Origin of the sequence: Mesorhizobium sp. B2-3-5 (genome assembly GCF_006442395.1) — a bacterium.
Lineage (GTDB): Bacteria > Pseudomonadota > Alphaproteobacteria > Rhizobiales > Rhizobiaceae > Mesorhizobium.
Map to the genome: position 1 here is coordinate 98,585 of NZ_VFVX01000016.1, position 13,970 is coordinate 112,554.

Annotated in this window: 11 protein-coding genes; 4 read left to right on the forward strand and 7 right to left on the reverse strand. The window is 60.0% G+C overall.

What is annotated here, in order from left to right:
- Positions 1 to 12 precede the first annotated feature (12 nt).
- Positions 13 to 2,409: a transketolase gene (locus FJ958_RS19110; protein ID WP_140744733.1), complete on the reverse strand. Its 2,397-nt coding sequence runs from the start codon at positions 2,407 to 2,409 to the stop codon at positions 13 to 15.
- Between the two features lie 125 nt (positions 2,410 to 2,534).
- On the opposite strand from FJ958_RS19110, the gene FJ958_RS19115 reads away from it, so the two are divergent.
- Positions 2,535 to 3,008 (forward strand): Lrp/AsnC family transcriptional regulator, encoded by a 474-nt coding sequence (locus FJ958_RS19115; protein ID WP_140744734.1) that lies wholly within the window; start codon positions 2,535 to 2,537, stop codon positions 3,006 to 3,008.
- A 224-nt stretch (positions 3,009 to 3,232) separates the two neighbouring features.
- Positions 3,233 to 4,303, forward strand: coding sequence for a nucleotidyltransferase domain-containing protein (locus FJ958_RS19120; RefSeq protein ID WP_246679649.1), 1,071 nt, complete (start codon positions 3,233 to 3,235; stop codon positions 4,301 to 4,303).
- A 21-nt stretch (positions 4,304 to 4,324) separates the two neighbouring features.
- Here the strand turns inward: FJ958_RS19120 and FJ958_RS19125 are convergent, their stop codons facing one another.
- Positions 4,325 to 4,579 carry a DUF1236 domain-containing protein gene (locus tag FJ958_RS19125; RefSeq protein ID WP_140744735.1) on the reverse strand — a complete coding sequence of 85 codons (255 nt, stop codon included), beginning with the start codon at positions 4,577 to 4,579 and terminating at the stop codon, positions 4,325 to 4,327.
- A gap of 271 nt (positions 4,580 to 4,850) precedes the next feature.
- On the opposite strand from FJ958_RS19125, the gene FJ958_RS19130 reads away from it, so the two are divergent.
- Together FJ958_RS19130 and FJ958_RS19135 are read left to right on the forward strand one after the other, a co-directional pair.
- The gene (locus FJ958_RS19130; RefSeq protein WP_140744736.1) at positions 4,851 to 5,135 is read left to right on the forward strand and encodes a hypothetical protein; all 285 of its coding nucleotides are present in this window, start codon (positions 4,851 to 4,853) and stop codon (positions 5,133 to 5,135) included.
- A 349-nt stretch (positions 5,136 to 5,484) separates the two neighbouring features.
- Positions 5,485 to 6,177, forward strand: coding sequence for a class I SAM-dependent methyltransferase (locus FJ958_RS19135; protein WP_140744737.1), 693 nt, complete (start codon positions 5,485 to 5,487; stop codon positions 6,175 to 6,177).
- A gap of 33 nt (positions 6,178 to 6,210) precedes the next feature.
- Here FJ958_RS19135 and FJ958_RS19140 read toward each other — a convergent pair whose 3' ends face one another.
- From FJ958_RS19140 to FJ958_RS19160, 5 genes are all read right to left on the reverse strand, one after another.
- Positions 6,211 to 6,477 carry an acyl carrier protein gene (locus FJ958_RS19140; protein WP_140744738.1) on the reverse strand — a complete coding sequence of 89 codons (267 nt, stop codon included), beginning with the start codon at positions 6,475 to 6,477 and terminating at the stop codon, positions 6,211 to 6,213.
- A 109-nt stretch (positions 6,478 to 6,586) separates the two neighbouring features.
- Positions 6,587 to 8,143 (reverse strand): class I adenylate-forming enzyme family protein, encoded by a 1,557-nt coding sequence (locus FJ958_RS19145; RefSeq protein ID WP_181176437.1) that lies wholly within the window; start codon positions 8,141 to 8,143, stop codon positions 6,587 to 6,589.
- Positions 8,140 to 10,161, reverse strand: coding sequence for an asparagine synthase (glutamine-hydrolyzing) (gene asnB, locus FJ958_RS19150; protein WP_140744739.1), 2,022 nt, complete (start codon positions 10,159 to 10,161; stop codon positions 8,140 to 8,142). The genes FJ958_RS19145 and asnB overlap by 4 nt, the downstream gene beginning before the upstream one ends.
- A 2-nt stretch (positions 10,162 to 10,163) precedes the next feature.
- Positions 10,164 to 11,147: an NAD(+) synthase gene (gene nadE, locus FJ958_RS19155; protein ID WP_140744740.1), complete on the reverse strand. Its 984-nt coding sequence runs from the start codon at positions 11,145 to 11,147 to the stop codon at positions 10,164 to 10,166.
- The gene (locus FJ958_RS19160) at positions 11,144 to 13,915 is read right to left on the reverse strand and encodes an AMP-binding protein (protein ID WP_348642209.1); all 2,772 of its coding nucleotides are present in this window, start codon (positions 13,913 to 13,915) and stop codon (positions 11,144 to 11,146) included. The genes nadE and FJ958_RS19160 overlap by 4 nt, the downstream gene beginning before the upstream one ends.
- Between the last annotated feature and the right edge of the window lie 55 nt (positions 13,916 to 13,970).

The following is a 13,970-nucleotide window of genomic DNA, read 5'->3' on the forward strand; positions in this document are numbered from 1 at the left end:
CCAATACGATCATTAAATGGCTGTCCGCAGATGCCTGATGGGCCTGCCGGGTGATATGGCTTCCGCAGCGGTTGCGATCGCTCGAGCGTCGATTCCATAGTGCCGGTAAAGATCGCCGATCGTGCCGGTTTGGCCGAAGTGCTCGACGCCCAGAGATCGCGTCCGGTGACCTTGGATGGAGCCGAGCCAGGCCAGCGTGGCCGGGTGGCCGTCGATAACCGTAACAAGGGCGCAGTTCGACGGAACGCCTGCCAGCAGTCGTTCGACATGGCTTCGCGCGTGAACCACGCCGCGCTCGCGTGCCTGATGTGCCGCGGTCCAGCCTGCGTTCAGGCGGTCCGCCGAGGTTATCGCCAGCAGGCCGACGTCGCGGCGATCTTCCCCGATCAATCCAACCGCCTGCACCGCTTCGGGCGCGACTGCTCCGGTATAGGCGACGACAATCTGCGCGTTGGGCCCTGGCTTGCGCATCCAATAGCCTCCATTGAGAATGTCTTCCGCCAACGCCTGATCGATGACGCGTTTTGGCTGTTCGATCGGGCGTGTCGACAGCCGGAGATAGACTGAGCCACCGAGCGTATCTCGTAACCATGTCGCAGCGTCGGGTTGACCTTCCCCGTCACGCTGCAGGTAGTCGAACGCAAACCGCAAGATCGTCGCGAGCTCGTCGACGTAGGCCGGCTCGAAACTGGCCAGGCCATCCTGTGCCAAGCCGATCAGTGGCGTGGCGATCGATTGGTGGGCGCCGCCTTCCGGGGCAAGACTTACGCCGGAGGGTGTGGCAACGATTATGAAGCGAGCATCCTGGTAGCAGGCATAGTTCAGCGCATCGAGGCCACGTTCGATAAACGGATCATAGATGGTTCCAATCGGCAACAGCCGTTCGCCGAAGATCGAGTGAGAAAGGCCGAGAGCCGACAGCGTGAGGAAAAGATTCATCTCGGCGATGCCGAGTTCCAAATGCTGACCCTTGGGTGAGAACCCCCAATTGAATGTCGATGGTATCCTCTCCTTCTTGAACAAATCGGCGGCCTCTTGCCTGGCAAAAAGACCACGGCGGTTGACCCATGCGCCAAGGTTTGTGGAGACCGTCACGTCGGGCGATGTTGTGACGATCCTGCTTGCGAGCTCGGTATCATCCTTGGCAATCCCATGCAGGAGAAGCCCAAACCCTTGCTGCGTCGAAATGAGTGACTGTGGTGGAACCGACAGCTGGGCGGGCACGGTGACCTTTGCCGCTTCGTAGCGGCGGCGTCCGATCTTGTTGAAGGGGGCTTGCTTGATGAAATCCGCCAGTTGCGTGGCGGGAAGAGAAAGTCCTTCATACCGATCCCATTCGCGACCTGCGCGCACACCAAGTCTGGCGCGCAAGTTCTCGATCTGCGCCGTCGTCATCAGGCCGGCGTGGTTGTCCTTGTGACCCGCCAGGGGCAGGCCGAACCCCTTGATCGTGTAGGCGACAAAGCAGACTGGCCGGTCGTGCATGCGTGCATCCTCGAATGCCTTGAGCAATGACGGCAGGTCATGTCCTCCGAGGTTGGTCATGAGCCGCGCCAGCTCTTCATCCGAGCGGCTTTCGATGAGCCTGGAAACGTGACCTTGGTCGCCGAGTTCATCCAGCAGCCGCTTGCGCCATACTGTTCCGCCCTGATAGGCCAGCGCCGAATAGAGTTGGTTGGGGCAGCTGTCGATCCAACTCCGCAAAGCTTCGCCGCCAGGCTCGCTGAAGGCTTGTTCGAGCAGAGTTCCATATTTGAGGATGACCACATCCCAACCGAAATTGCGGAACAGGGAGACAAATCGCTCCCACAGGCCTTCCCTTACGACCGCGTCGAGGCTTTGGCGGTTATAGTCGATGATCCACCAGGTGTTGCGCAGGCCGTGCTTCCAACCCTCCAACAAGGCTTCGAAGATGTTGCCTTCATCCATTTCGGCGTCGCCAACGAGCGCAACCATCCTGCCCTCGGCACGCTGGTTGGCCATTCCTTTGGCCCGCAGGTAGTCCTGCACCAATGATGCGAACAGCGTCTGCGCCACTCCGAGGCCGACAGAACCGGTCGAGAAATCGACGTCGTCGACGTCCTTCGTGCGTGACGGGTAGGATTGTGCGCCCTGATAGGCCCGGAAGGCTTCCAGTTTGTCGCGTGTCTGATTGCCAAAGAGATACTGAATGGCATGAAATATCGGACTTGCATGCGGCTTGACGGCTACCCGATCCTCCGGATGCAGGGCAGCGAAGTAGAGCGCCGTCATCACGGTCGCCAGTGATGCCGATGACGCCTGGTGCCCGCCGACCTTGAGTCCGTCGTCGTTGTCACGAAGGTGGTTGGCATTGTGGATCATCCAGGTCGACAGCCACAATACCTTCTTCTCCAAATCCTCCAGGCAGGCGAGTCTCGGATCGTCCATTTCTTGCTCCATCACTCGAAGAGCCTAGAGTAGAAATATCTCGCGGACGATTGCGGCTAAAGTGACGCTAATTTAATGCCAATTCTGCCAGTTTCAGCCAAGGATAGCCTCAGGATGTTAAAATTATGCCAAAAATCACGATAGACGAGATCGATCGCAAGTTGCTGGCGGCGCTTCAGTCAGATGCCCATGCAACGACGGAAAACCTCAGTGAAATCGCTGGGCTCTCCCCGTCGCCTTGTGCGCGCCGGGTGCGGATGCTCGAGCAGTCCGGTGTGATCAAGGCCTACGTGGCGATCGTCGACCAGGTGAAGGTTGGGTTGCCGGTCAGCGCCTTTGCGTCGGTGAAGCTGGAGCGACAAAGAGAAGAAGAGCTTGATCGATTTTCGAGCGCGGTCCTTCGCTGGCCGGAGGTCGTGGAGTGCTATCTGATGACCGGAAAGATGGATTTTCTGCTGCGGATCGTTGCCAAGGATCTGGGTGCTTATGAAACATTCTTGAAACAGAAGCTGACGAGGCTTGATGGCGTGGCGTCAATCGAAACGAGCTTTGCTCTTGGTCAAGTCAAGCATGCTCACGGGTTGCCGATCGTCCCTTGAGATGCTCACGGCCGGTCGGTGAGATCGACAGGACATCGGCACGATCGGGATCAAAGGCGAGCGCGAGGCGACGGTTTCGTCGCCGATGATGGGGGTGCTGACCATCTTCATGGCGGTTATCGTCATGCCCTGACCGGGGGCGCTGCCCTGGCGCGATCATAATCCCTGTCTTGCATATCTGGGGAAGTCATGCTTATTTTCAGCAATAAGGACGGATTTCCGCAATGATTGCTGAAAATATTGAATTTCAACGGCTTAATGGAGACCAAGGCCGTGAGTTGATCAACACGCAGCAGCGTTTCCAGACATTTCTGGAAGCGCGGAGGCGGAGTTTCGGCTACCGCGGTTCAATGATTTTCGCCGTACGAAATGGCGCGGAGTACCTGCTGCGCGACTACTACGATCCGAAATCAGGCGTAAAAAGACAGAGATCCCTGGGTCGCCGTGACGAACACACGGAGAAGATGTTCTCGGAATTCTCAAAGGGAAAGGAAGAGGCCGCGCGTCAGTTGAAGGTGGCTACCGAGATCCTGCGGAGACAGGCTGCAGTCAACCGTGCACTGGAAATGGGGCGAGTACCGGAGATTGGAGCCAAGATCATCAGGGCCCTTGACGGTGCCGATCTCCTTGGGAAGGGACTGACAGTTGTCGGCACGAACGCACTCTTTGCATATGAGGCTTCAGCAGGGGTGCGGTTTCCGTCCGATATCACCACGACGGAGGACATCGACCTTCTCTTCGATGCCCGTGTGCACATGCGCCTTGCCGCTGACGAGGACGCCCCCGAACGCACGCTTTTGGGAATACTCAAAAAAGTCGATCGCTCCTTCCGGAGAAGCGACAGGGTCTTTCAAGCGATCAATGGCGAGGGGTATCTTGTCGACCTGATCAAGCCGATGCGCGACCCGCCGTGGACGGTCGAGGCGAGTTCGGTATCGGGCGAATCGTCGGATCTGGAGGCCGTCCAAATCGCCGGCCTGGCATGGCACGAGAATGCGCCACAGTTCGAGGCGGTAGCGCTCGACGCAAGAGGATTTCCTGTTCGAATCATCGCACCGGATCCGCGAGCTTATGTGGTCCATAAGCAATGGCTGTCTGAGCGCCCTGACAGGAACATCCTGAAGAGAGACCGCGATGCCGCGCAGGCCCGCTGGGTGGCGGCTCTTATTGTTGCCTATATGCCCAATCTGCCCTTTGATTCCGAAATGCTTAGGAGTTTCCCCAAAAGCGTTGTGGAGAGCGCCAGACCGCTCTTCGAGATGGCCAGATCGGGGGCGGACACATTTGAAATGTAGGTTTTCAGCAATTATGACAGATTATGGTGAGGGCTGCTGAATCACGGTGTAGCGGTATTTGACGTTGGGAACTTCGTGGAGTTCGACGGTATCGGGTAAGGCCGAGCCGACATTGAGTTCCACACCGGGAATCTTGACTGAAGCAAGCGGCTGCTTCTTCACGTATTCCTTGATGACTGTTTCCTGCTCGGGCTGGATGACGACGTCCTCGCCAGTGGCTGCGCCGACACCAGCGAGCAATAGAACCGCAGCGGTGGCGGCAAGACTCTTTCTCATAAAAACCTCCAATTGAAATGAGCGCGGCCCGACAGCCGCGCATACTCGCACGCTCGGCGAAGCCTCACAGCGGCGGCGCGAGAGCGCCAGAAGAGGGGGCCGGGCCGTCTGGTCAACCCGGCACGATTGTGATTCACGGCGCATCGAACCAGAGATATGCGCCGACGTGGCCCAGCATGTTTGTTTTTTCAACGGCTTGGAACCGATCCCTTAAGTTCACGTTTTTTCACCAGGTCACCTTTTGTTGAAGGACCCAACGGAGGATATTCAAATGAACTTCAAGGTGCTCAGCTTGGGCGCAGTTGCGCTCGCAATGATGGGTAGTGCTGCATTAGCCGCCGCTTCCGGCACGTCCGCACTCGATGACCCGGCCAAGATGTCGCCGTTCTTCACCGATGCCGGCATGAAAACGTTGAGGTCCGAAGCGGATTTCAAGACCGCCTGGATGGCCATGAAACCGGACGAGCGTACGGCTGTGTTGAAAGACTGCGGCGATACCACGCTTAACAAGGCCCACGCAGAATTCTGCGCGATGGCCAAGAAAATGGGCGGCTAGGTCCAGGGCCCGTCTCGCTGCCGACTGAAAAGATGATCATCCTGGGTGAGGGACAAAGACTCGTCCTGGGCCAAAAGCTGCGTTTCTTTGCAACGGCACCCTTTATCGCAATGGAAAGGTACTCGCAGCTCAACGTCCCCGATGTCCCGCCAACAGAGTTTCTACCGCCCATGGGCGTGCCCGCGACCGCGGCTGGTTATGGCAGTGCTGACGTTGAGCCCGGGCCGATGGAGAGGCCCGGGGCAGCCGGTCACAGGCGGGCCCAAGAACTTGATGGTTCCCCGGTAGGTTTGACTGGCGTATGAATGCCGAACGCCTATACTTGGGAAGGTCAAGAAAGCGGTTCCCCGTGAGCAAAGAGTTCAGTGCTGCCAACGCTTACGGCACAGGCCGCGCCATCTTCATGGGACTTGAGCTGCTCGTGGCGCCCGGTGCGCTCGTTCCCCGGCCAGAGACGGAGTTGCTCGGCACCACGGCTCTTGATGTTCTGCATCTGGTGAACCTGCCGGCGCCGCGCATAATCGACATGTGCTGCGGCACTGGCAATCTGGCGTGTGCCATCGCCCACGACGTCCCCACCGCATATGTCTGGGCGAGCGACCTCACCGATGAATGCGTCGAAATGGCACGCCGTAACGTGGCCCATCACGGCATGGCTGACCGGGTTCGGGTGCTTCAGGGCGACTTGTTCGCCGCTCTCTCCGGGCTGGGGCTTGACGGAACGATCGACGTGATCGTCTGCAATCCGCCCTACATTTCGGAAAAGCGGCTTGAGGGCGACTGCGCGCATCTGGTTGAGCTTGAGCCGCGTGAAGCGTTCGCGGCCGGCCCTTACGGCCTAAGTATCCATATGCGGGTGTTGAAAGACGCGCCGCGATACTTGCGGCCTGGGGGCATCCTGCTCTTCGAGGTCGGTCTTGGCCAGGACCGGCAGGTCATGGGCCTGCTGGAGCGCAGCAAGGCATACGAGAACATCCGCGCTGTCTCGAACGAAGCCGGCCAGGGCCGGGTGGTTATCGGACAGGCGAAGGAGCAGTCGTGATCCGAACGAAACGGGGGCCAATTGCGTTGATGGTCAGCTCATTTTGCGGATGACGTATTGCGCAATTCCACGGATGGAATCGAGGTTTTCAGGCAACAGCTCGTTATCTTCGACGGTGACGCCGAAGGTCTCCTCTATAAAGCCGATAATCTCAAGGACCCCCGTCGAGTCGACGATCCCTTGATCGAGCAAGGACGTATCATCCACCAACGCCCTCGCGTCATTGACGTAGAAGTTCGAAACCAGGAAATCGCGAATTTGATCGCTGTAGGTTTCGGCGCGGTCCTTGGTAGTCAACATGAATTCGCCTCCGTTGCGACACCATAGCTCTTGAACGAATCTGGTAGGAATTTGGATGCTCTGTCCCTAGTTGCTTCAATTTTGGCAGTTCATCGTCTCCCTAAAATGGTTAAGACAGCGCTGTTTTCTTGAGTTTGCCCGTGTCTGTCATCGGCAGGCTGGCCACGACAACGATCGACTTCGGAACCATGAAGTTTTCCAGCCTTTTCTGGCACTCCTTCTGCAAATGCTTTTCACTGGCCGTTTTTCCATGCTCCATCACGACGAACGCCTTCACCGCCTGCCCAAGGCGTTCGTCCGGAACACCGATGACCGCCGCCTCCCGGACCCCCGGTATATCCATGAGCACGTTCTCGACCTCCTTGGGCGCCACCTTCTCCCCTCGCGATTTTATGATCTCGTCACCACGGCCCACGAAGTACAAATAGCCCTCCGCGTCCATCGAGCAGTAGTCACCGGTGTATAAGACTTGTTCACCCGGCAGCGGGCCCGGTTTCAGCTTCCTGGCCGTCGCCTCAGGCTTGCCCCAATATCCCTTCATCACCGTCGCGCCGCGAATGACAAGCTGGCCAACGACGCCGGGGGCGACCCGGCCGTCATGCTCGTCGACGATCCAGAGTTCCGTATTCGGGATCGCGATCCCGACGCTCGACGGCTTTCGCTCGAGATCCTCCGGCGGCAAATAAGTGCAACGCTTGCATTCAGTGAGGCCGTACATCGAATAAATGCGTGCACCCGAAAACAGCTCCCGAAGCATGAGAATGTGCTTGAGCGGCAACGCCGCAGCAGTGTTCGTGACGTAGCGGATGCTTGATAAATCCCACTCTTCAAGCGACTTCAATTCGCACAGCGCCGCAAAAATGGTTGGCACGCCGGGAAAGCCTGTTACCCGTTCTTGCCTGATCAGTCCAAGGACCTGCGCCGGAAAGGCGAAGGAGCGTTCGAGCACCAGCCGGGCACCGGTGCGAAACGCCATGAGCATCTGATAAAGGCCGTAGTCGAAGGCAAACGGCAGGACATTGAGGATGACATCGTCTTCCCCCAGTTCAAGGTACGAGGCGATGGACGAGCACGCCGTCATCATATTTCTGTGCGTCAGCATCACGCCCTTGGGTTCGCCCGTCGAGCCGGACGTGTAGATAATGGCGGCGAGATCGATGTCGATGCAACGACGTGGCGGCGGTGCGGCACTGTCCATGGCGGCGGCCGCGTCCCAGCGCATGGCGTGCGGCAATCCCGCGAGCTCGACGTCGTCAATCGTCCCGGAAACGATCGTCAGCGCAAGTGAGGGGCATTGGCGCGCCGGCTCCCCGAAGATCGAGTGCAGATGCACGTCGGTGATCAACGCTGCCGGTCGGCAGTCGTTGAGCAGATAATTGAGCTTGTCACTCTTGGTGAGCGGGTTGACGATGGACACCACGGCATTCGCCTTGAGCACCGCCCAGAAGCTGATCGCTGTCTCGACGGTGTTGTCGGCGAAGATCATTACGCGATCGCCGCGTGCGACGCCGGCCGCAGCCAGATGCCGTGCGATTGCATTGGAGCGCGCCTCAAGCTCAGCAAAGGTGACACGCTGCTTGCCACATACCAGCGCCACCTTGGCGCCAACCCGGCCGGCTGAATGGGACAGGTAGTCGTGCAGCAGCGGTATGGCATCCTGCATCATGCCATCACCTCTTGCCGATGCTCGCGATCGGCGTCGACGCTAAGTCGAACCGCGCCAGTCGCGCCAGGGCGGCTTGCGACAAACTGCTGATGAAGGAGTTGGGTCGACAGCACGCCGACCAGTGCCATGTTGTCGGCGTTGGACAGATCGCCATTATCCGCCTTGGCCTGGCACTTGCCGAGCAGGCGGGCGACAGCTCTGGGATCAAAGACATTGGCCTCGCGCAGCGCCGTCTCCGAGAGCGCTTCGCGGATGTAGAGCGGTGCGTTGTCGGCGGCGAAACAAAGCGCGTCGGGCGCCCGGAATGGCTGCTTCTTGCGGACTACGATTTCCGGCGGCACGATCGGCTCGGCCACGCGCTTCAGTACATGCTTCTCATCGAGGACACGCAGCTTGTGGGAAGCCGGAAGCGAATTGGCGAGGCTCACGACTTCATCGTCCAGGAACGGAAAGCGCCCCTCGACCGAGTGGGCCATCAGCATCCTGTCGCCTTGCGAGGAAAGCAGATATCCCGACATCAAGGTCTGCACCTCGAGATACTGGTCCTGTGCAAGAGAGCTCCATCGCGAAAATTCCGCTGGCAGGCGGGCGAGCAACTCGGATACCGCATTGCACCGCTCGGACGCGGCCTGCATGTCCGGAGAAAACAAGCGCTTGATGGCGCTGGTGGTCCGCCAGCGCGTTTGATGTGCAAAGCCCGGCGCGTCATAGGCCTCGATGTCATGCCCGAAGAACTGTCGCGCCATGGCCTGCTGTTGCACGGGCGAGCGGGTCAGATACGGATAAAGCCGCTGCAGGAGCCCCGAGCGTCGTGTCGATGCCGGCTGGTGCCCCCAGAATCGACGAACCTTGCCCTCGCGGAACAGGTCGTAGCCGGCAAACATTTCGTCGGCTCCCTCGCCGGTCAGCACGACCTTGGTTCCATGCTCGCGCACCAGCCTCGAGAGTAGAAAAAGCGGTGCAGGCGCGGTCCGGAGAATAGGGCGCTCCGTGTGATAGATCACCTCCGGAAAAACGCCGGCGATATCGCCGCGCGAGATCACCACTTCATGGTGCTCGCTGCCGGTAGCCTCGGCAACCAGGCGCTGGAATCGCGTCTCATCGTATTCGGCGTCGGCAAAACGCACAGAGAAGGTCCGGAAGCGTCGGCCGGCGAAGCGCCGTCCCAGCGTCGCCACAAGCGAACTGTCCAGGCCTCCGGAAAGGTAACAGCCGACAGGCACGTCGGCGCGCACCATCCTGAGCGCCGTCGCGGCCTCCAGGGCTCTACGCACCCGATCCACCGCGTCCTCGTGCGAGCCAGTAAACTCGCTTTGGCCCGATCCGGAAAGAGCGGGGTAACTGGGCTTCCAGAAGGCCCGCTCGCGAACGACGCCGTCGTGATAGGTGCGGACATGCCCGGGCGAGAGTTCATTGATCCCCTGAAATACCCCTTGCGGGGGAACGACCGTCCACAGGGTGAACGTCTGGTCGATGCCGGCTGGATCAAAGGCGCGAGGTATACTCGCTTCCGCCGCGAAAATGGCCTTCACCTCGCTGGCGAAATAGAGGCGGCCCGCGTGCTCGCAGTAATGCAGGGGGCAAATGCCGAAACGGTCGCGCGACAACACCAGACGACCCGCTATCGAGTCCCAGATCGCGATCGCCCATTGGCCGTTCATCCGCTCGAAGGCGGCTTCGCCCCACGCACGATAGGCTTGGAGCGCGACCTCCGTGTCGCTGCGGGTTCGGAAGCGGTGGCCGAGCGCAATCAGCTGTTCCCGCAGCTCGACATAGTTGAAAATCTCACCGTTGAACACGATCCAGGTCGTATCGTCCATATCGGCAAGGGGCTGCTGGCCGCTTGCAATATCTATGACGGATAGGCGGGCATGCGCCAGACCAGCGCGTTTGTCACGGTAAAGGCCGCGCTCGTCCGGGCCGCGATGCGCCAGAGCGCCCACCATCCGCATGAGCGCCTCACGTGAAGGAGAAGCGGCGGCGGCGTTCAGAGCCACGATTCCAACGATGCCGCACATCCCTAGTCCTCGCCAATTTCGCCGGCCAGCAAAGGCCGTGCGTGAAGATATCGGGCGGCGCGCCGTTTCGCTTCAACGTCCTTGTAGACTTTCTCAAGCTGGAATTCGGTAAGGCCGGCGGCGGCCGCAACCTCGTCGCTGGCGATCCCGTTGTTCAGTCCGTAAAGGCATAGATCCATCTGATGATAAGGTAGCGCGAAGTAGAACTCCTCTTGGCTTTGCGCCAATGAAAATGTGTCGGTGGTCGGCTCCCGCCGCCGAACTTCCTCGTCCACTCCGAGATATTCGGCGAGTTGATAGACCTGGCTTTTGTAGAGGTGAACGATCGGCATCAGGTCGGCGGTTCCGTCACCCTGCTTGACGAAAAAACCCTGGTCGTACTCCAGGAGGTTCGGTGTCCCGGCAACCGCGTATTTGAGGCGATCAGCGTGGTAATATTCCGTCGTCTTGCGCAGGCGTTGCTTGTAGTTGGTTGCAGCCACGACCTGCAGATAGGCAGCTGGCGACAGACGCACCGTGTCAACCTTGCCCTCTGGATCTTCGACGGTGAGCCGGCTAATGTTGAGGCCGTTGCCGTTGAGAACCGATGCGAGCCCAAGCTTGCATTTCCAGCCGTCCCCATAGTCGGGCACCACGGCCTGTATCGCCTCGAGCTGCCGGCGATAGGCGCCGGTGGCCTCCAGCGCCGGTGTCAGGTCTTCCAGGGTGCTGTCGATCCCAAGCTGTGCCGCGACCCGGCGGCCAAGTCTCAGCGAGTCACCGGAGGAATCACGCTCCGGCATGAACAGGCCCAGGACCTTGTCGTTGCCGAGCGCGCGGGTGCACAAGGTCGCAACGACCGAGCTGTCGATGCCGCCCGAAAGGCCGACGACTACGCCGCGACGACGCAGCATTCCGAGAACCTGCTTGCGCAAGGCGTCAACGATGCGCTCAACCTCCGCACGAGCATCGAGCACCAGGACGTCCTTGCTGAATCGCGAAATCAAGTCGATGACAGTTCCTCCCCTTTGCGAGCCTCCTGCGGGGAGTAGGTTTTGACAACGGCCTTCTCTATGAGGGGACGGTTGGTGGCTAGGTGAGGCGGTATGACAAGATCGATGTGATTGCCCTCGATCAGGACCACATCCAGCTGTGCCAGAGCGCCATCCCACCCCAAGGCCAGAGGCATTCCTTCCCGACGACATCGAAATAGTGTGCCAGCGATCGGCAGAACCGGCTTCGGGCCGGCCAGCCACTGGAAGAAGGACCGCGCCCGCAAGACCTCTTGCAGTTCAAGTTTGACCCTAAAGCTCGTCGGGTTGAACTGTCCTTGGGCGGAACGGTCGAGAATCCTGGCGAGATATGCCTCCCAACCCATGGCAACAGTAATTTTCGCAAGGGCGCGGCAGGCCATCCTGTGTGCGGATATGCGATTGGTCCTGATGCGGTGGAATGTGCGGGTAAGCGTCTCCCAACGATCGGTCGGCTCGTTCAGAAGGCTCGTATCGAGGATACCCAGGAACTTTACCGCCCGCCCGGCGGCCAGGAGCCGTGCAGCGACATCGAAAGCAACGGCCCCACCCAGCGAATGCCCGAGCAGTCGCACGGGACCGACAGGCTGGACGCGGCTGATCTGCTCGAGTGCGGCGACTGTCATGGCGGAGAGAGTTTTATGTCCGTCCAATATCGCGGCGAGGCCTGGATACCGGATGGGGTTCACTCGGGCGACTTTGCTCATGGCGGCCGCGAACGCAGCCAGGCTGGGACCATAGCCGACGGAGCCTGGAAACAGGAAAAGAACTGGAGGGTGGTCCTTTTCCGCGCGCTGTTCGCCTGCCTGTGCGGACACGACCGCCTTCACCATCTCATCGAAGCTCATTCCCACGGTGAAGGCCTCAAGGTCCATCTCTTGTCCGGAGGCGCTCTCGATTGCCATGACGCAATGCAGCAGCTTCAGCGAATCTCCTCCCGCGTCGTCCCACCGTCCCGCTGCAACGTCCGTGTTGAGAACCTTGATCCACACATGCTGCACGATTTGTTGGGTATTCAACTGGTCTCCCGCGACGTGCGGCTGATTGGCTGGCGCGGTCTTTCTCTCGGAAGAATCCATCCGCGCGAGTGTTGCCATATCGACCTTCCCTCCCGATAGACGCGGGATTGAAGCAATTGTATGCAAACGCAAGGGATGCATTGGCGGCGGCAAGGTGGTTCTGATGAGATGGCGGAGCTCGTCAGCAAGGGCAGCCCCGGCAAGGCACTTGGGAACAACGAATGCGATGAGTTCCTTCGCTGCCGTCACGATTGCCACGGCATCCGCCACCGAAGGCGCGCAACGCAGGACCCTCTCGAGTTCGGCGGGCTCGACGCGTCGACCATTGATCTTGATCTGGCGCCCTTTACGGCCGACGATCCGTAGCAGGCCATCATCGCCCAGCCGAACGAGGTCACCCGTCGCAAAAACGCGAATCCCGGGATCGTTCGGGTCCGGTTGCGCGGGAAGGACCGCACCGTTCTCCCAATGACCAAGCAGCACATAGGGACTTCTGATCAGAAGCTCCCCAGTCTCACCAGTCTCAACACTTCGCCCCGCTTCGTCGACAATAGCGAATGCAATCCCCGGAAGCAGCCTGCCAACGGGGACCGACGCGTCTTGCTCCGGCCAGTCCGGCGGCAAAAACCATTGCGAACCGGTGGTCTCGGTTGACGAGTAGCCAATCTGGATCAGACACCGGTCCGAAACGGCTTTGCGCAGCAACGCGATGTCCGTCCACGATACCTTTTCACCGCCGATCCGGGCCACTCTGAGGGACCGGAAGGCCTCGGCGGGGTCCTCGGTCAAGAGCGCCCGAAGCAGCGCGGGGACCAGATAGGTGACCGTCACACCCTCGGCTTGCACCCGGGCGCGGACAGCGCGCAGGCCGATCGCCTCCACCTCGAGAAGATGTAACGTGGCGCCTGTCAGCAGCGCGGCAAAAATCTCCCGGCAACCGGCGATCGTGGCCGGCCCGGTCATCGGCAGGAAAACGTCGTCCGCGCTGATATGGCACGCGTCGACATATTGCCGGACCCGCCAGAGCAGGCTGCGTTGGCTGTTGACGATGCCATTGGGACGTCCGGTGCTGCCTGAGGTGTAAAGTACGATGGTAGGCGCATCGACGGAAACGGAAGTGGGCCGCGGCGGCGGGGGCGCCTGTTGATCGTTCGACGCGATGCCGGTGATCATATCGATCCAGAGCACTTCCTGCGCCAAACCAACCAGCCGAACATTTCCGGCGCCAATGATGGCCACGAGCCGCGCGGCAGCTACAATCTCGATAATGCGCGGGTCGGGATCTCTCCTGTTGAGCGGGACCGCAAGCCGCCCCGCCGCCATGCACGCCAGCATAGCCACAGGGTACCAGGCAGAGTTGGCCTGAAGGATCCCGATCGCCTGTCCTTCGGGGACGGCAACGGCGATTCGGCGGGACAGCGTCTCGACAGCCCGCAAAAGCTCGAAGTAAGTCAGGCGATTGGCGCCATCGCTAATCGCGAGCTTGTCGGGATACCGCCTTGCGACGCCTCTAAGGGAATCGAAGACGGGAATGTCCGCGAAATCGGAGCCCATCTGTCGATAATGGCGCCAAACAGGCCCGCCCTCGTCAAGAGCGTATTCGGGCACGTTTGACCATCTGAGGGAAGTCGTTGGCAGACAATCCGCCTGCAGATCTTGTTCCACCGCCTCAGAGTGCAAATACGCTGGAAACATAGGGGCCCCGCCAAGCTGAATGTCGACCATCGCCCGATGCCGGAATCTTTTCATCAATCATTCGCATGATGCCCGGATATTGACG

Coding starts and splice junctions, on each gene's coding strand:
- FJ958_RS19145 (WP_181176437.1), bottom strand. CDS start 8,143: ATGATGCAGGATGCCATACCGCTGCTGCACGACTACCTGTCCCATTCA.
- asnB (WP_140744739.1), bottom strand. CDS start 10,161: ATGTGCGGCATCGTTGGAATCGTGGCTCTGAACGCCGCCGCCGCTTCT.
- FJ958_RS19115 (WP_140744734.1), top strand. CDS start 2,535: ATGCCAAAAATCACGATAGACGAGATCGATCGCAAGTTGCTGGCGGCG.
- FJ958_RS19110 (WP_140744733.1), bottom strand. CDS start 2,409: ATGGACGATCCGAGACTCGCCTGCCTGGAGGATTTGGAGAAGAAGGTA.
- FJ958_RS19140 (WP_140744738.1), bottom strand. CDS start 6,477: ATGTTGACTACCAAGGACCGCGCCGAAACCTACAGCGATCAAATTCGC.
- FJ958_RS19125 (WP_140744735.1), bottom strand. CDS start 4,579: ATGAGAAAGAGTCTTGCCGCCACCGCTGCGGTTCTATTGCTCGCTGGT.
- FJ958_RS19130 (WP_140744736.1), top strand. CDS start 4,851: ATGAACTTCAAGGTGCTCAGCTTGGGCGCAGTTGCGCTCGCAATGATG.
- FJ958_RS19120 (WP_246679649.1), top strand. CDS start 3,233: ATGATTGCTGAAAATATTGAATTTCAACGGCTTAATGGAGACCAAGGC.
- FJ958_RS19160 (WP_348642209.1), bottom strand. CDS start 13,915: ATGGTCGACATTCAGCTTGGCGGGGCCCCTATGTTTCCAGCGTATTTG.